Below are 17,584 nucleotides of genomic sequence, written 5' to 3'. Positions count from 1 at the left end.
GCTTGCTCTGGAAACGGTGTCCAGTTTCAGCCAGAAACCGTGTCCAGTTTCGGCCAGAATACGCAGATATTCAACGAATTGCTTGAGCGGTCTGCGCTTGCGGACCGCAGACTTTCAATGCACCGGCAATTTGGCTTGCAACCGCCGTCGCGGGCACCGCGTGTTCCGAAACGTCGTCACTTGTTGATATCTACCGACGAAACGGAACATTTCTCAGTCTGTACCGGCTTGAGTCGCAACGGTCCTGGTCGACGTTGCCAAGCACGACTCTTCGTAGGCCTCGATGTCGACCTGCCGGTAGAGCACCCGACCGCAGATTTTCAGGAACTTGGGACCAATACCCTCGCAGCGCCAGCGTTCGAGGGAGGCCTCGCTGACGCTCCAGCGGGCGGCCAGTTGTTTTTGATTGAGGTGCACGACGTCCATCTTGGTCTCCTTGCGAATGAGTTGGCAGGAGCCCATGAAGGCGTTGTTCCGCACACGAGTCAAGTCATTCCCTGTCGGCCAAATCGTTCAACTCGTAGCTGGTACTGCGACCACCAGCATCTGTTTTCCGCAACACGCCGCGAACCAGCAAGTCATTGATGTCGCGCAATGCTGTGTCCGGTGAGCACTTAGCGATCGCCGCCCACTTGCTGCTGGTGAGCTTCCCTTCAAAGCCATCGAGCAGACGATTGAGCAGCTTCACCTGTCGCTCGTTCAGCGGCGTCGTGGCCCAATGCTGCCAGAATCTCGTATTGGCCAGGACCGCGTCGAGCGTGTGCTGCGCCTGGTCGACGGCACGGTGCAACGTATCAAGGAACCAGGTGAGCCACTCCGTGACGTCGAGCGACCCTTTCTGAGTCCGCTCCAGGATGTCGTAGTAGGCCTTGCGTTCCCGCTGGATCTGCGCCGACAGACTGTAGAAACGCTGGGGACTGCCATCGGCACGGGCTAGGAACAAATCGCCGATGGCACGGGCGATACGGCCGTTCCCGTCGTCGAATGGATGCAAGGTGACAAACCACAGATGAGCAAGCCCTGCCTTGATCAACAGCGGCTCGTTCGACGAGCCGTTGGCCCAGGCCAGAAAGCGGTCGGCCTCGAACCCCAGCCAGTCGGCCGGCGGTGCTTCGAAATGCACGCGCTGGCGCCCCAGCGGGCCAGAGACTACCTGCATCGGACCGGTGGCATCGTCGCGCCAGCCGCCAACGTTGATCCGGACGAGGCCGGAATAGCCAGTGGGGAACAGGGCTGCGTGCCACCCGAACAAGCGATCTCGGGTGACCGTGGCGTTGCAGTTGGCGGTGGCGTCTAGCACCATCTCGACCACGCCTTCGACATGACGGTCCACCGGGGTCAGCGCACCGATGTCGACGCCGAGCCGGCGGGCGATGGACGAACGGACAGACTCGACGTTGAGCTGTTCGCCCTCGATCTCGCTGGTCTTCACGACGTCCTCAGTCAGCGCCGATAGGCTTGCCTGGTCGCGCAAGGTCATGCCCACGTCGGCAAGCCGCCCCATGAGCAGGCCCTGGGCGCGGCTGACGTCAGCCAACGACCGGGCCAAGGTAGCCAAGTCGAAGCGCCAACTCGGCCAGTCGCTGGCCTGCCAGATGTAAGTGTAATCGCCGCTGTTCATGCGGAGATTATGAGGCGCATTCTCCGCAAGCGCAAGTTATTCGCCGCATTTAATGCGGCGATAGGCTGGTCTATTCGCCGCACCGCTGCCGTTGCGGACGCGGGTTCGATTCCGTAAATGGGAATTGAACTGGGCAGACTGTCTGTGAAGTTGAATGCTTGACAACCTGTCACGCGAGAAAGCAGCTCGAACGTCCGCGATTTTGGTCTGTCAAGCCCCACTTTTCGCTGGAACCCGCAGCCTTTCGCAACTTGCCGGCACTCCGGTATTGCGCACATTCAACGCAGTTGGCTGCTGGAAGCCACCCCACCACCATACCAATAAAAAACCAGCCCCTGCGGCTGGTTTTTTTTTACCCTTGTCTGTTATCTCTGCCCAAAACTCGCTGCTTTGAACAAGTCTTTAAACTGACGAGGCTGCGATCTCCAGTATTGCTTGGGCGCCCTGATCTGCCCACCCAATTCTGCGGCCGCATGCCAAGGCCAATGTGGGTCGTACAGCATTGCACGTGCCAAGGCCACCGCATCGGCCTGCCCGGTTGTCAGAATTGACTCCGCTTGTTGAGCCTCAGTAATCAGCCCCACAGCAATGGTCGGCAAGCCGACTTCGCGTTTGATGCGTTCAGCAAAGGGAACTTGATAGTTGGGCTCCACCGGGATTTTCTGATCGGGAGAAACACCACCAGAGGACACATGAATGGCATCGCAACCCAACTTTTTCAACTCGGCAGTAAAGGCCACGCTCTCATCGAGATTCCAGCCGCCCTCAACCCAGTCTGACGCTGAAATGCGCACCCAGACAGGCACATTGACGGGTACCACCTGACGCACGGCCTTAAACACTTCCAGGGGGAATCTCAAACGGTTCTCCAGGCTGCCACCATATTCGTCGTTTCTGCGATTGGCCAAAGGTGACAAAAACTGATGCAACAAATAGCCATGCGCGGCATGAATTTCAATGCCCTGAAAACCGAGGTGCACGGCACGCTGCGCAGCCACCACGAAATCTTCGCGGATACGGGCCAAGGCACCTCGATCCAGCGCAACGGGGGGTTCTTCGCCTTGCGCATGCGGAACAGCTGAAGGTGCAACAGTTTGCCAACCTTCTGCATCGAAGGGGCGAAGTTGCGTTCCGCCTTCCCAGGGTTGCCGGCTAGAACCTTTTCGACCCGCGTGACCCAACTGGATAGCCAATGGCATGTCAGAGTATTGACGCACGCTGTTGACCACGCGAGCCAGTGCATGCTGGTTGTCATCCGAATACAGACCAAGATCTTGCGGAGAAATACGCCCCTCGGGAGAAACAGCTGTGGCTTCAATGATCAACATGCCAGCGCCAGAAAGTGAGAGCTGACCCAAATGAATCAGGTGCCAGTCCGTTGCATTCCCGTCCACTGCGGAATACTGGCACATGGGCGCGATAATGATCCGGTTTTCGAGATTCAAAGACCCAATTTGAAATGGCGTAAATAGTTGACTCATTGGAAGTACTGCTCCTGTGGTGTATGTCTCTTAAACACTCACATCATCCTGCTTGTCAACAAACGTGACAACTAGGGAAAGCTTGGGTATCAGGGAATCACCCGCTCAAATACCCCGTCCTGCCACGAGAACACAGCCATCCAACGATTGCGAACCAGCTCAGCCACTTTGGGACTTCGCAAGACCGTCTTGGCAATGAAGTCGGCCTTTGCCGCCACAATGACGTTCAATCGGACGGGCTCGTGCATCAGCCGACCTTGATCAAACACGGACTGCTGCGCAAGGCCGATTCGCAAATCCCCACCGTTGCCCTCAAAAACGCCCAGGTTTCCGCCCACCACATTGTGAAGGGTCTTGTTACCTGCCCCGTACAATTTGGGCATGACGCTGGACGCGAGATACTGCAGATTGATCCAATGCGCCACCACGACAGGCGCGTTCAAACAGGCCAACAAGGTGTCGCCTGAGACATCGTCGCCAGCCGAGTATTCCAGCAGGAAAGCTCGCCCCTTCAAATCAACACCTCGAGTCATGGTTCTTGGTGCCACTACGATTGCTGCGTTGTTGCACAGTGCCCATTCTGGGCGTACTTCCGACCAGTCCTGTGCCCTGTCCGGCAAATCGGTCCCATTGCCACCGCCCAACAGATGTGCCCGCTCAAAAAGCACATCCTTTCTGGCCACATCCAGCACGCTCTTCAATTTGACCAGACGCTGGGCAATGAATGCCGGAGGCGTGAGCCGTGCAGGCAACATCCGAATTTCATCGGTGACCGTGTTGTGCAAAGCTGCCACAAAAACTGTGTCTGACCCAATATCGACCGCCCTTTCAGCACGTGTTCTCAGGGCTTGCCTCACCTCTGGATCATTCAACAAATCGGCAGCCAGGCTGGAGCTCAACTGCCCTGTTTGACCTCCACAAGCCCCGCAATTCAAGCCAGCCAGCAAGGGATTGTTTTCAGATTGACTGCCATGGCCCACCAATACAATCAATTTGGGCCAGTCCGATTGATATCCCAAGCCACTGAGAATGGAATCAGCCCATTGAACGCGAGTGGCGAGATCCCCAAGTTCCGCAATGTCCGGAGAGACCTGAACCATCGACTCGGCGTGAAATGCACGCTTCAGTCTTCGCTGAATCATTTTGCCCAAATAGGTGCCGCCCAAGGCCTCTACAAAAGTAAAAGTGGATCCAGGCAAATCTGGCAAACGCCGGAATCGCTCCACACTGTCAAGCGATTCGCTTAGCTGGGATTTAACAAGGGCCTGTGGGGTCAGCAAACCAGGCACATGTGGCGTTACCTCCCCACCCCAACTTTGATCCACGCCAAAAGGCATGCCAAAGAAGCCCGCAAACCCGGCTGTTTCGATGGAGGGGTCCAGTCGCTCAATGGCCCGACGATACACCTCGGAGCGCGTGTCGATGCAGAACACCAAGCGGGCCGTTTTTTCGCCTGAGTCCACTTCAACCCGACCACTCAAAGCGCTGAAAATATCTGCCCGACACGCATGCTCAAGTGCGTGTTGCGCCAGTCTGCGCCATTTCATGGCTGCTTCGCGGTCGATTGCTTCAATCTGCTTCCAGCTTAGCTGCCAGTTGTGCCAAACCGAGCCCTCATCGCGCTGGCCATCATCCAGCAAAGCCTCCCATGCCAGGCGAATGGCCAGCAATTGCTCCAAAAGACGACCCTCTGGCTGCATTTGATCCCGGTAAGCACACCACGATGCCCAGCCGCGCAAACGCGCAAGCACCACGTGCAGATAAAGCACAGCGGATTGGTCCTCACCCATCAAATCGGGCAACAAACGCGCAATACAATCGAGCGCGCCCGCGCTGCCCTGTACGGTGCGCCATATTTGCGAATTCAAATGAACGGATTGTCTCAGAACTCGATTCTCTTGAAGGCTTCGCTTCCAATGCTCAAACAAACTGATGGTCTGTTCGGGCTTCCACAATGAGAAAGCCTGATCAAATACCGAGCCACACAACTGAGAAACCTGTTGCGTAATTTGCGTGTTGAAATCAAACGGCGCTCTCAAATTCCAGGTCTCAGTCAACACGTCAGACAGAAGAGGCAACCTGTCCAGAGGTCCGTTTTGCTGCATCAAATTAGTGGAGAGCTCCGAGGCAGACACCACGTCAAAACCCAGCTCACGCGCGGCAGCCTCAATATGTTCAATCTGAATGCGTCCGGATTTTAACTGCTCAACCAGATACGATGCAGGTGCCCACAGCGTGCCACCCTCGCGAAGAGAAAGGTCCTCACTGACCTGATCGAATGTACGATCAGACCAGTTAAAAAAGGGGTTGACTGCAATCCATTGATCCAGAGGTCGCCCTGGCATGATTCGGGCACAAACCTGTTTGACCATCTGCTCAATATTCATCAACTCAGGCTGCACTACTTTGTCGATTGCGTTCATGCCAGCTCCTTCACGATCGGCAACTTTCTAATGATCTGATTGATAAAGTCATCCAGATAGAATCCGTTGTAGACCCAGCCGTACCAGCGACTCACCCAGTTTGAGTTGGGCTGAAACCAGACAATCAACTGCACCACAAACAAAAGTGCGAATAGCGCCAGCACCCAGCTGAAATTGGAACTGGAGACGACAGCAGGTGGCAGACCTTCTGACACCAAGGCACTGACAACCCAGTACGCCAATACAATGCCCACAAACTGCAGGATGGCCTTGCGCCACAATGCATTGTCCGAACCCTCGGGCAGCCAGAGCAATGGCCACAGGCCGGACGCGAGAAACACGGCCACCATCCAGGACTCATGCAAGGTCACAAACAGACCGACAATCCACTGGACAATCCAAACCATGAATAAGCTCATGATCAAGGCAAATACGGCGTGATAGGGGTTTAGGCGAATCTGGTCACGCCGGTATCTCACCACAAACACGTTTTTGATGGCGTCGGTCACCGAATCGCCAGAACTCAAAAAAGCATAGGCCTTGTAGAGCGAATGCCCGATCAAATGCAAAACCGCCATTGAATACAAGCCCAAGCCACATTCCATCAACATGAAGCCCATCTGCGCGCAGGTGGACCAGGCCAGACGCACCTTGATGCTGATTCGAGTCATTAGCACAAAGGCGCAGCAGACCGCTGTTATTCCACCCACAGCCACCAAAACATAGCGTCCGGCCAGCGAATATTCCACCAACACATGCAATCGCAACAAAATGTACCCGGCCAGATTAACCACCCCAGCATGCAACAGCGCCGAGACAGGGGTGGGAGCCTCCATGACTTGTATCAGCCAACCATGGAAAGGCAATTGTGCAGTGGTCAACACGCAAGCAATCGCAAGAAAGAAACCCGCCCAGGCCGAGTGAGGGCCGACAGCAACATCAGCAAGCGTCACATTCACTTTGCCCGTCTGCAACCACATCACTGTCAGCACGGCAAACAAACACAATCCGGTTAACACATCAAAACAGGTCTTTTTGATCACAACCCAGCGAGCGGCTGGGCGATCTGGATAAAACAACAGCAAGCGATTCATCGTGACGAGCAGTGCGCCCCAGGCCAGAAACATCCAGACCAGACTCTCCGTTTGCACAACGGTCTCAATGAGTCCCAAACACAGCAAGACTTTTGCCACATAGGCATGCTGATTGGCTTCGTCAATCAGATAGCGTTCTGAAAAGCCCAATACGATCCAGCCGATAAATACCGCCAACAAACCCACTGCTGTGGGCAACAATTCAAAATTCCCTTGATGAACACGCCACACCGAGGCACTAACCGCAATTAACCCGGCAATCACACTGGCCATTTTTGCCAACTGCCAAGCCCGACCAGGAAATAACAACACCGATCCTGCAAAAATGAAATACAGCACCATCAACATCTGAGGTCTCTCTGAATACAACACGAGCGCAATCTTGCAGAATTTTTAACCTCAAGTAAAATAGATTGAAATTAACGTTTCATTCTATTTATGAGAACCATCTCTCTTCGGCAACTCAATTTTCATCACCTGTATTACTTCTGGTCAGTTGCCAAAGAAGGGAATCTCACACGCACAGCGGAAGCCCTGCATGTCTCTCAATCCGCATTGTCTGCACAAATCAAGCAACTGGAGGAGCAGTTGCAAGAGCCGCTGTTCGAGCGAACCGGGCGTGCACTCAAGCTGACAGAGTCAGGCCAACTCGTTTTGAATTACGCAGAGAGCATTTTCAATCTGGGTTCAGAAATGCTTGCCAACCTGCAGCGCGGCGGATCAGACTCCACCAAAACCCTGCGCGTGGGTGCAGTGGCCACACTGTCCAGAAACTTTCAGGAAGGATTTTTAAAGCCCGTAATCGGGATCAACAAATCAAGACTGATCTTGGAATCTGCTGGACTTGAAGAACTGCTTTCCCGTCTGAAAGTGCACAAGCTGGATGTCATTTTGTCGAACAACCCGGTGCAGAGCTCGGAAGAAGAACCCTGGCTGTGCCGGCGAATTGCCAGACAATCGGTTTGCCTGGTTGGAAGTCCGCGCCCACCCGCAAAAAGCTTCAAATTTCCGCGTGATCTTCGCACCCTGAACCTGCTTGTTCCCGGAAATCGCAGCGACATCAGGCATCAATTCGACTTGCTGTGTGAAAACCTGGGCTTGAATGTAACCATTTATGCAGAGGTCGATGACATGGCCATGTTGCGTTTGCTGGCCAGAGACTCTGCAGGTGTAGCGCTAGTGCCTGAAATCGTCGTGAAAGACGAACTGGAGCAAGGCATATTGCAGAAGTACTGCGAGTTGCCGCAAATTTTTGAAAATTTTTATGCAATCACCGCAAAGCGCCAATTTCGTCCACCTTTGCTGGATCAACTGCTCGGGGCCTACCAGGAAGTTATCGCGGTGGATCAACACGCCCAGAATTTGAGGAGTTCACCCTAAACCATCCGGCGATACTGAATCGGTCCTTGCTTGCAGACAAGACTTCATGAGGAAACTCCTCACTCAAAAAAACCACCAGTGATCCACCTTCCGGTTGAATCTCAGCCAGGGCAGTCTCGTCGTGCTCGGGATCATACAACACCAGCCTGCCGCCGTCCTCAGGGGACCACGCTTCATTTAGGTAGGCCACCACTGACAATCTGCGATTGGCCTGCCCTCTGAATGCATCCAGATGCCGCTTGTAAAACGCACCCGGTGCATAGTGCGCAAAATGCGATTCGAATGAGAATAAACCCAGCAACAAGCGACGATTTAATTCCACCTGAAGTCGGCTTGCAAAAGCCATCCAGGCGCGCTGGGCATCTGATGCGCCTTCAATCCACAGTATGGCATCACGACGAACCTCGGAATTGGCCACACGCGCATTGAAACGCCCCACGGAGGCCGCCTTCAGTTGACCAGCCGGTGCTGTAGCAACTTCTGCATGCAAGGCCTGCCACAGGGGCTCGGGCAGAGCCGCGGGCACATGGCTAAAACCATGCGCACGTAGATCTCCGGCGATCCTGTCTATCAGGACATCCAGATCAACAAACGAATATGAAGGGTCTGAAAAGTCTGCTTCGCACACAATAGGCAGTTCCAATAGTTGCGAGCGAAGTGTAAACCAATCAAGCCTTTTCCAGAAGATGTCCTATGGCCTTGGACAAGGACTCTGCGTCGAATTTTTTCACGTAAGTGTCCACACCCGCCTCAATGCCCCGCTTGGCATTCTCATCAGACGTCAATGACGAATACATGATCACGGGCACGTCCTTGAAACGCGGATCGGATCGCAGCTGCCGAGTCAGCGTGCAACCGTCCATTTCAGGCATTTCCTCATCCACCAAAACCAGGGAAACCTTGTCTTTGACGCGGGAAGCTGACTCAATGCCATTGACCATGGCCAACAGTTTGTTTTGTGCCTCAATGCCATTGATTGCATGGGCGTGTTTCAGGCCCATCTTGTCGAGCACCTCTGAAATCTTACGGCGCGCTACCAGAGAATCGTCTACAAAAAACACCGGTGCAGAATGACTGATATTGAAATCCGTTATAGGGTCAGAGTCTTCTTCAGGCAGCACCTTCTGACACACACTCTCAACATCCAGCAGCGAAACCAACCGACCGTCCTCCAGCATGACGACGCCAAACAAGGCACCCGCTTCGGTGTCATAGCGCTGTGGGGGTTTCACATCGGACCAAGGCACCCGAATAATCTTGTCGACTTCAGCCACGGCAAAAGCAACCGAGCGGGACGCAAATTCAGAGATGATCAACTTGGTAGGTGATTCTTTGCCACCCATGCCGATTGCGGAACCCAAGTCCATGACAGGCAAAACCTGGCCCCTCAAAGAAATGACGCCGTTCATGCCTGCAGGCTGCCCAGGCACCTGAGTAACCTGGCTGAGCTCAGTCACCTCTCTGATTTTGAACACATTCATGCCAAACACTTCACTTCCGCCCAGCGAAAATAAAAGTATCTCGATCATTCCAGAGGTATTTTGTTGGGCGATTGCAGTATTTTGAACCATTGCGCAGCTCACAAAAGAGAATTCGATTCATCATTGTGACTGCATCAGCCAAATATAAAACCCTTAGAAAGGGTGACTTTTGCCGCCAATTGTCAGCCAGCGCATCGGTGCCGTTAAACTGCATGGCATTACCTGAGGAGACGAATATGCCTAAATTCCGTAATGCCCTGTGTCTTTTTATTTGGATCTTCGCTGGCATTGCATCAACCTCAGCGTATTCACAGACGCTTCAAATGCCAGACATTTCGGGCATCTCGCAACAGCTCATGAAAGAGGTAAAGCCACTCAAAAAGCCGCTTCACATCAAAATTTGCATATTTGACATTCTCGGACGCTCCGGCCCCGTCTTTAGCATTGCTCAAGATGTTGCCCTGGAAGCGCGCAAGTGGAACGTTTTTGCCGAGCTCATTCCGTTCACCAACGAGAACGTGGCTGCGGAGTCATTCAAAACCGGGCAGTGTGAAGCTGTCGGCATTACAACACTGCGAGCCCGCTCGTTTGTGCCATTCATGGGCAGCCTTGATGCAGTTGGCGCTGTACCTGACTATCAGCAGATGAAAACAGCGATTGAACTGTTGATGTCCAGTGACTCGCTGTATGCACTGTCTCGCAACGGAAAATATCAGGTGGTTGGAATTGCACCATTGGGTGCAGCCTATGTCATGGTCAATGACAGGTCCATCAACTCCATCGAAAAGGCCGCCGGTAAAAAAGTGGCTGTGATGGATTGGGACAAAAGCCAGGCAAAAATGATTCAGCAGATCGGCGCACAGGCCGTACCAAGCGACATCACCAACTTTTCCAACAAGTTCAACAATGGCGTGGTCGACATTATTGCTGCGCCCGCACTGGCCTTCGCCCCACTCGAACTGTACCGGGGTCTTGGCACCAAAGGCGGCATTTTTGATCTTCCATTGATCAATGTCACTGGCACAGCCCTGCTTAATCGGGAAAGGATTGAAAAAGAAGTACCTGACCTGGATGACCGGCTGAAGAAGATGCGAAAGTTCGGCCTTCAGTACCTCGACATGGCTTTTGACGCGATTCGTCGGGTTGAAAGTCAGGTGCCCTCCCGCTACTGGATGCATCTAAGCCCGGAAGACACAGAGAAATACACCCAAATGATGCGCCAGGCCAGAATGCAGCTCACGGCCGACGGCATTTATGACCCCAAGATGATGCATCTGCTTAAAAAAATACGGTGCCACTACAATCCCGATGCCGCTGAGTGCAGCCTGAAAGGCGAATAAAAATTAAAAAAATCCTCAAGTTTCATTTTCCAGCGGCGTAAAGCAGTCATAGGACGCGCAATCAGCAGCGTCCAGATGAAACAAACAAACTGCTTGGAGAAAACATCATGTTGGGAATCAATACAAACGTCGCCTCACTGACCGCTCAGATGAACCTGTCCAAAACACAGGGCAGCCTTCAGACTTCCATTGCCCGCCTGTCCTCAGGACTGCGTGTGAACAGCGCCAAAGACGACGCCGCTGGCCTGGCGATTGCAGAACGCATGAACGCCCAGATCAAGGGCTTCGATGTCGCCTCTCGCAACGCCAACGACGGCATCTCCATGTTGCAAGTCGCCGACGGCGCCCTGGGCAAAGTCTCTGACAACCTGCAGCGCATGCGTGAACTGGCTGTTCAGTCCAAGAACGGCACACTGAACACCACCGACCGCGCCAACCTCGACCGTGAATACCAGTCACTGGCTGAAGAAGTTGGTCGCATTGCCACGGGCACTCAGTTCAACGGCAACGACATCTTCTCGTCTGCCAACAAGTCGGTCAGCCTGCAGATCGGCACTGGCAACGCCACCACCGACACACTGGCTGTGAACCTGACCGACACCGGTGCAGCCGGCGGTAACGACCTGCAAACCAGCCTGGGCGGCACCACCACGGCAGCCATTCAGGCCGCCTTCGGCGATGTGACCAGCACGGGCAACAGCGGCAACGCAATCACCAAGATTGACTCGGCCATTGACACCATCACCAACGTGCGTGCAACCGTGGGTGCAGGTCAAAGCCGACTGGAACAAGTGGTCTCTTTCCTGGACACCAGCAGCACCAACCTGTCTGCAGCCCGTGGACGGATCATGGACGCCGACTTCGCCAAGGAAACGGCCAACCTGACCCGCAGCCAGATCCTGCAGCAGGCCGGCACCGCCATGCTCAGCCAGGCCAACCAACTGCCTAACAGCGTACTGAGCCTGTTGAAGTAAATTATTGAAGTAATTGCTGACCAAGCAGCAGCCCGCACATCGATTCCCGGTTGCAGGTTGTTTTGACAGAGGCGGTTTTAACCGACCGCCTCTTTTTTCGCCTCAGACCACTTCCGTATCCAAAGGCACACTGTTTTTTCTCGCCAGATAAAACCATTCCTGACCAGCTTTTGACGCGGTGTTCGGGAATACGATGAAACAATCCTCCTCTGCCCTCACCTCGACACCGTTTGCACGTGTGCCAATCAGTTCGCCTTTTGCCACAGCATCAAAACTCAGCCAGTTTTTGCTGAATGCGTCGTCAAAATGGACTTTGTCAATGACCTTGAATAAAGTGAGATGTTCATAATCGCTGACAGCAGGGAGAACCTCCCCCTCAATGAGCCCCAAGTGGGTCAACGCTCTCAAAATTGCCTTGTATGCCACGGCTGGCGCAGACGGATCCTCATGCTGGCCACATTCAAGCGTCACTGCATAACCACCCTGAGCACGCATGCATTCCGTGGTTCCCATGCCATACCTGGAATCCACGGTTAAATCGTCGCCCGCCAATTCACCACGTTCAAGCAAAGCTACGCGATTGGCCACGCCCTTTGCATAAGTGTCCAGCCAGCCATCCACAAATCGGCTCACACCGAGCCTGAGCGCCAATGCACGCTCCTGTTTGGCATGATGAAACGACTCAAGCCCCTCCTGATTGTCGGGCGGGCCAAATAAGGCAAATGGACGGTCGCCCCTCTGAAAACTATGTAAATCCAGCAGAACATCATGGCTGGCCAGAAGTGGACTGAGCCAATTGGCGATCTTGTCCTCAAAATCAACTGGCGAGTCTTTCACCGTAAAATTCCGGTTCAGGTTTCGATCCCCATTGCGCTGTTTGCGGTTGTAGGCCAGTGGATTGGTAATTGGGACGAAAGTCACACGGCCCTTCCTCAACTGAAGCAACCCGCTGCGCAAATCATCAATCACTTTCAGGATGGCCGCACTACCACACACCTCATTGCCATGGACTGCGCCCAAAACGATTAGACGCACCCCCTCCTCGCACGCAGAAAAGGAGACAGACTCGAACTGCAGCGGTATCGGAATAGAGGGCAAAGCAGGAAAGCGCATGAGAAGTCCAGAAAACATTCAAGCGTTCATTATCGCATCCATAACCGATGACAGCGCAAGATTTGGATTGTTTGCTTCGTCAGGCATCGGCAAAATAAGCGCATGAACTCACACCACTATGATTTAATCCTGGCCGCAATCAACCTGATCGATAAAAATCCGAGAATCAGGCTGGACGAACTGGCCCTCAAAATGGGATACAGCCCATTTCACCTCCAAAGGGTCTTTAAAGACTGGGCGGGTGTTACACCACAACAATTCAGTCGGGTGCTCCGAAAGAATCATGCGATTCAATTACTCGACCAGGGCCAGACGCCTCAACAGGCAAGCCTGCAAATCGGCTATGAAAGCCAATCCACCCTGAATCAGCTCACAGTGCAACTGGAAGCGATGACGCCCTCGGAAATCTCGCAAAAAGGTCACGGTCTGACCATCAGGATCTGCGAGCTGCCCACCCCATTTGGCAAAGCATTCGTGGCTTGCACAGACAAGGGCATTTGCAATCTTGAATTCGAAACCCAAGCGCTCACGTCTGAGGTCTGGCTTGCGCAGTTGCAATCCACCTATCCAAATGCGCAATACCGCGCAATGGGTCTGACAGAATGCCCCATTCAACCTGACTATTTCAACACACTGGGCAACCGCCCCTCCCACCAGATTAAATTGCACGTCAGGGGCACTGCCTTTCAAATTAAAGTATGGGAGGCGCTGCTGAAAATTCCGACTGGAGAACTGCGAAGTTACAGTCAAATAGCCCATGAACTGATGCAACCCAGGGCACAAAGAGCGGTCGGATCCGCCGTGGCCAGCAATCAAGTTGCTGTTTTAATACCCTGCCACCGAGTCATTCAATCCACAGGCAATCTGGGTCAGTACCGTTGGGGAGCGCCAAGAAAAAAGGCCTTGCACGCGAAGGAGTTTCTCAGCGCCCACCCGGGCGAGGACTAGCGGGATTTCAACAACCCATCCTTGATCATTTGGTCAAAGTGCTCCCACAAGGTCACATTCAAATCGCGATAGCTCAATCCCAAGATTTTCTTGGAACGTGTGTTGTCAAACGAAATTGAATAGCCCACGTTCTTGCTGATAAATTCGCGGGAAACACCAGCCACGAAAGGTGCCACCAGTTTGACCAGCCACTTGGGCAACTCGGTTTTTGGCAACGGGTATTTCGGAAACTTTTGGCGCAGAATTTGCGCCATTTGAAGCAGACTAGATGTACCTGCATTCACGATGAAACGTCCTTGCGCATGGGGATTGAATCCCGCCAATATGTGCGCGTTGGCCACGTCTCGCACGTCCACAACGCCAAACTCCAGGTGAGGCACACCAGTCTTTTGTACGCCGCTGCCCAAATCCCGCAACACGTCAATACTGGTGGACTGCGTCTGGGTGGTCAGTGACGGTCCCATCACCAGTGCCGGGTTAATTGTAACCAGATCCCAGCGGCTTTGAGCCTTGCACATTTCCCAAGCCTTGCGCTCAGCCATGACCTTGGAATAGGAATAGGGCTGATGAGTCAGGCTACTTGTCTCATTCCAGTGACTTTCCGTAAATACCCCGCCTGGCACATCAGTACTCTCGATCGCGTCTCCGTAAACAGAGGCGACCGAGCTGGTCAGCACCACACGACGCACCGATTCATGACGGTTACACGCATTCAATACGTTGGCAGTCCCTTCGACGGCGGGCCTCACCAATGCTTCATATGAATCCTTAAAGCCCTTGATGACGAATGGAGAGGCCGTGTGAATCACAAGTTCACATCCAGCCAGAGCTTCATCGAAGTTGCCCTCTTTCAACAGATCAGCGGAAAACAACCTCAATGAACCCTTGGCCCCTTCTGCTGTCTTCTTAAGGTGACCTACAGCCGACTCCTTGTTAGGATCTCGAACAGTCGCGTGTACAGTAAAGCCCTGCTCGAGCAGAATTTGGACAATCCAAGATGCGATATAACCCGAAGCGCCCGTAACAGCCACAGGCTTTGATTTGTCAATTGAAACCAAACTAACCTCCCCACCTAAGATTAGGTGCTAAATTCACACTAAACCGAATTAATCCAAGTCTGAGCATCAAAACATGAAACAAGCCAAGCTTTTCCTGATCACCCTGAAAGTGATTCCTTTATTTATTTTGAGCGGGTGCTCAAGCCTACAGTTGGTCAACGCGGTGTCACGCAGTTATTACCCTGCCACGATCGAAAAAAATTTGGTTTTCGATTCGAACCACAAACTGGCCTATGACCTCTATTTACCGGAAAAGCCAATAAAATTTGACCACAAAACACCAGTTGTTGTTTTCATTTTCGGGGGAAGTTGGAACAGCGGAGAAAAGACTGAGTACGAATTTGCGGGCAGAAGACTTGCCTCACTCGGTTACATTGCCGCTATACCCAACTACCGCCTATACCCACAGGTGACCTATCCACAGTTTCTCTATGACGGCGCCAATGCGGTCAAAGCCATCACCGAGGAATTAAAGAAAAGCAAGTACGCTGACTACAACCCTGACTCCCAAATCATCATGATGGGTCACAGCGCGGGGGCCTACAACGCGGCCATGTTGACAACAGATCCAAAGTGGCTAAGCTCAGTCGGCTTGAACAAAAATACGCTGATCAAAGGGTTTGTAGGCTTGGCAGGACCTTACAACATTTACCCCATATACGTCGAAGATGTAAAACCTGTTTTCCACGACCCAAACTATCCCCCCGACTCCATGCCGATTGACTTTGCGGACAACAAACAACCCCCTTGCCTGATACTTGCGCCAGAAAACGACACCTTGGTCAGGACCAACAAAAATTCCGTCGCCTTTTTTAAGAAATTAAAAGCAGCTGGCAACAACGCCGAACTCGATTTTGTCAAAGGCACGGACCACGTCACATTAATGGGCACATTTTCCCCAATCCTGTTTTTCAAAGGCAGCTCGATTGAACCGATCCAAAAATTTATTGACAGCCTGTATAATCAAAAATGATACTTGGAAGTTACATCCAATTTTTATACTGTCACTTTCATGTTCAAAAAAGTCAACGTAGTCAATGTACCGAAAAAACTTCACGCAGTTACAGACATTGACACACAGTCCGAAGTGTCTCCGTATGACGTCGGAATGACCCGCGACGGGGTCGAAGCCATCTGGAACAGCGTCGAGGGTTTTTACAAAACAGGTCTGCAGCCAGGTCTCAGTATGACCATTCGCAGACACGGCGAAATTGTATTGAATCGGGCAATCGGCCATCGCAAAATAACGGGACTCGACAGCTCGCAAGTAGATACAGATCACGCCTTGCTAAAAACCGACACGCCAATTTGCCTGTTTTCTGCATCGAAAGCCATCACAGCCATGCTAGTCCACAAGCTACATGAAGACGGCAAGGTTGACCTCAACGAGAGAGTGGCCACCTACATGCCGGAATTTGCATGCAACGGCAAAGAAAACATCACCCTCTCCATGGTGTTGTCTCACAGGGCAGGTATTCCTGTCATACCCATGACCAACCCACATCCCTCTCTGCTTTTTAAGTGGGACAGCGTCATTGATTTAATCAATTCGGCACACACAGGCAAGGGCGACGGCAGTCAACAGGCTTATCACGCCATCGTGGGTGGGTACGTCTTGGGCGAGGTCATTCAAAGAGTCACAGGCAAATCCGTGAATGACTACTTGCTGGACACCATCAGCAAGCCGCTGAATGCGAAATACTTGAGCTACGGGCTTAAAGCAAACGACCATCAACATGCGGCACACAATTACAGCACTGGTGCACCCCCAGTGTTCCCGATTAATGTACTGGCCAAGCGTGCATTGAATATCGATTTTGAAAAGGTGGCAGCAATCTCTAACACCACCGATTTCATGAACTCCGTCATACCAGCCGGAAATATTTATGGCACTGCAGACGACGTGTCTCGGTTTTATCAAATGATGCTGGATAAGGGCCAATTCAACGGGAAGCGACTTTTTGAGGAAGACACGGTTAAACGCGCTACAAAACCGGTAGGCAACCTAACCGTGGACAAAACACTCATGATACCGATGCGCTTTTCAGAAGGCTTCATGCTGGGAGAAAACCTGTTTTCTCTGTTTGGTGTCAAGGCCAGGAAAGCATTTGGTCATCTGGGTCTGATCAATATTGTTTCATGGGCTGATCCAACCAGGGACATTTCAGTCTCTTTCTTGAATACGGGTAAATCACTGGATCCCAGAACGCTGCCTGCACTTGGAAAGATCTTGATTGCAGTATCTAGAAACTGCCAGCCTCTCAAAAAATAAGCGCCTCGTTAAGTGCATCGTCAATAACCATGACGATGCAGCGATTAAGGCAATACTTCCATATTCAAATCGTAAGCGTCACGCCGACACCGCCTTGCGGTGATGTATCAGAACTTGTAGGTCTTGTCTGAATCTGGGTTGTTGAGTTCGTCTACACACTGGCCATCAAGTTGTGCCTGAGCGATTGCAAGCTCCAACCGGTGCAGGATTTGCTCCAAAGACTCGCCTGCTTTACAGCGCAGCATTGCCAGTGTCTTTTTTCCATCGTGAGCCACGGCGGCGTGGCGTATGGGCTTGATTGAGCCGATCATGATTTGTCCCCCACCGTGCACAATGGCCTCGACGTGGGGGTGGGATTTGGTCAGGGTTTTTACGCTGCCTTTGACGGGGCTTCGTTGG

Annotated in this window: 16 protein-coding genes; 6 read left to right on the top strand and 10 right to left on the bottom strand. The window is 52.7% G+C overall.

What is annotated here, in order from left to right; translation table 11 throughout:
* Positions 1-213: 213 nt before the first annotated feature.
* From QQJ87_RS07030 to QQJ87_RS07010, 5 genes are all read right to left on the bottom strand, one after another.
* Complete coding sequence (locus tag QQJ87_RS07030) at positions 214-426, bottom strand: helix-turn-helix transcriptional regulator (protein WP_284280821.1); 213 nt, start codon at positions 424-426, stop codon at positions 214-216.
* 64 nt (positions 427-490) lie between these two features.
* Positions 491-1,621, bottom strand: coding sequence for a Fic family protein (locus QQJ87_RS07025; RefSeq protein WP_284280820.1), 1,131 nt, complete (start codon positions 1,619-1,621; stop codon positions 491-493).
* Between the two features lie 365 nt (positions 1,622-1,986).
* The gene (locus QQJ87_RS07020; RefSeq protein WP_284280819.1) at positions 1,987-3,102 is read right to left on the bottom strand and encodes an NADH:flavin oxidoreductase/NADH oxidase; all 1,116 of its coding nucleotides are present in this window, start codon (positions 3,100-3,102) and stop codon (positions 1,987-1,989) included.
* Positions 3,103-3,191: 89 nt separating this feature from the next.
* The gene (locus tag QQJ87_RS07015) at positions 3,192-5,525 is read right to left on the bottom strand and encodes a putative inorganic carbon transporter subunit DabA (protein ID WP_284280816.1); all 2,334 of its coding nucleotides are present in this window, start codon (positions 5,523-5,525) and stop codon (positions 3,192-3,194) included.
* Positions 5,522-6,967, bottom strand: a complete 1,446-nt coding sequence (locus tag QQJ87_RS07010) for an NADH-quinone oxidoreductase subunit L (protein WP_431310087.1) — start codon at positions 6,965-6,967, stop codon at positions 5,522-5,524. Before QQJ87_RS07010 ends, QQJ87_RS07015 begins: the two co-directional genes overlap by 4 nt.
* Before the next feature lie 90 nt (positions 6,968-7,057).
* On the opposite strand from QQJ87_RS07010, the gene QQJ87_RS07005 reads away from it, so the two are divergent.
* Complete coding sequence (locus QQJ87_RS07005) at positions 7,058-7,999, top strand: LysR family transcriptional regulator (RefSeq protein WP_329670642.1); 942 nt, start codon at positions 7,058-7,060, stop codon at positions 7,997-7,999.
* Here the strand turns inward: QQJ87_RS07005 and QQJ87_RS07000 are convergent.
* Entirely contained in the window at positions 7,953-8,627 is a 675-nt protein-coding gene (locus tag QQJ87_RS07000; RefSeq protein WP_284280812.1) for a 2OG-Fe(II) oxygenase, read from the bottom strand. The genes QQJ87_RS07005 and QQJ87_RS07000 overlap by 47 nt on opposite strands.
* A gap of 40 nt (positions 8,628-8,667) precedes the next feature.
* Entirely contained in the window at positions 8,668-9,570 is a 903-nt protein-coding gene (locus QQJ87_RS06995) for a chemotaxis protein (protein ID WP_284280810.1), read from the bottom strand.
* A 146-nt stretch (positions 9,571-9,716) separates the two neighbouring features.
* Between QQJ87_RS06995 and QQJ87_RS06990 the strand changes: the two genes are divergently transcribed.
* Together QQJ87_RS06990 and QQJ87_RS06985 are read left to right on the top strand one after the other, a co-directional pair.
* Entirely contained in the window at positions 9,717-10,820 is a 1,104-nt protein-coding gene (locus tag QQJ87_RS06990; protein ID WP_284280808.1) for a putative solute-binding protein, read from the top strand.
* 107 nt (positions 10,821-10,927) lie between these two features.
* Positions 10,928-11,794 (top strand): flagellin N-terminal helical domain-containing protein, encoded by an 867-nt coding sequence (locus QQJ87_RS06985; protein ID WP_284280806.1) that lies wholly within the window; start codon positions 10,928-10,930, stop codon positions 11,792-11,794.
* Between the two features lie 102 nt (positions 11,795-11,896).
* On the opposite strand, the gene QQJ87_RS06980 is transcribed toward QQJ87_RS06985, so the two are convergent.
* Positions 11,897-12,925 (bottom strand): M14 family metallopeptidase, encoded by a 1,029-nt coding sequence (locus tag QQJ87_RS06980; RefSeq protein WP_284280804.1) that lies wholly within the window; start codon positions 12,923-12,925, stop codon positions 11,897-11,899.
* A gap of 84 nt (positions 12,926-13,009) precedes the next feature.
* On the opposite strand from QQJ87_RS06980, the gene QQJ87_RS06975 reads away from it, so the two are divergent.
* Complete coding sequence (locus tag QQJ87_RS06975) at positions 13,010-13,855, top strand: bifunctional transcriptional activator/DNA repair enzyme AdaA (RefSeq protein ID WP_284280801.1); 846 nt, start codon at positions 13,010-13,012, stop codon at positions 13,853-13,855.
* Here QQJ87_RS06975 and QQJ87_RS06970 read toward each other — a convergent pair.
* On the bottom strand, positions 13,852-14,886 hold the full coding sequence (locus QQJ87_RS06970; RefSeq protein WP_284280823.1) for an SDR family oxidoreductase: 1,035 nt from the start codon (positions 14,884-14,886) through the stop codon (positions 13,852-13,854). The genes QQJ87_RS06975 and QQJ87_RS06970 overlap by 4 nt on opposite strands.
* 100 nt (positions 14,887-14,986) lie before the next feature.
* Here QQJ87_RS06970 and QQJ87_RS06965 point away from each other — a divergent pair, with 100 nt between their 5' ends.
* Positions 14,987-15,886 carry an alpha/beta hydrolase gene (locus QQJ87_RS06965; protein ID WP_284280800.1) on the top strand — a complete coding sequence of 300 codons (900 nt, stop codon included), beginning with the start codon at positions 14,987-14,989 and terminating at the stop codon, positions 15,884-15,886.
* Between the two features lie 39 nt (positions 15,887-15,925).
* Entirely contained in the window at positions 15,926-17,185 is a 1,260-nt protein-coding gene (locus QQJ87_RS06960) for a serine hydrolase domain-containing protein (RefSeq protein WP_284280799.1), read from the top strand.
* 107 nt (positions 17,186-17,292) lie between these two features.
* Here the strand turns inward: QQJ87_RS06960 and QQJ87_RS06955 are convergent.
* Positions 17,293-17,584: hypothetical protein (locus QQJ87_RS06955; protein WP_284280798.1), on the bottom strand; the 292-nt coding region annotated here is incomplete at its 5' end.

The sequence above is a fragment of the Limnobacter litoralis genome (assembly GCF_030160455.1).
Lineage (GTDB): Bacteria > Pseudomonadota > Gammaproteobacteria > Burkholderiales > Burkholderiaceae_B > Limnobacter > Limnobacter litoralis.
Note: the sequence above shows the minus strand (reverse complement) of the source record. Positions and strands in the feature narration are given on the sequence as shown.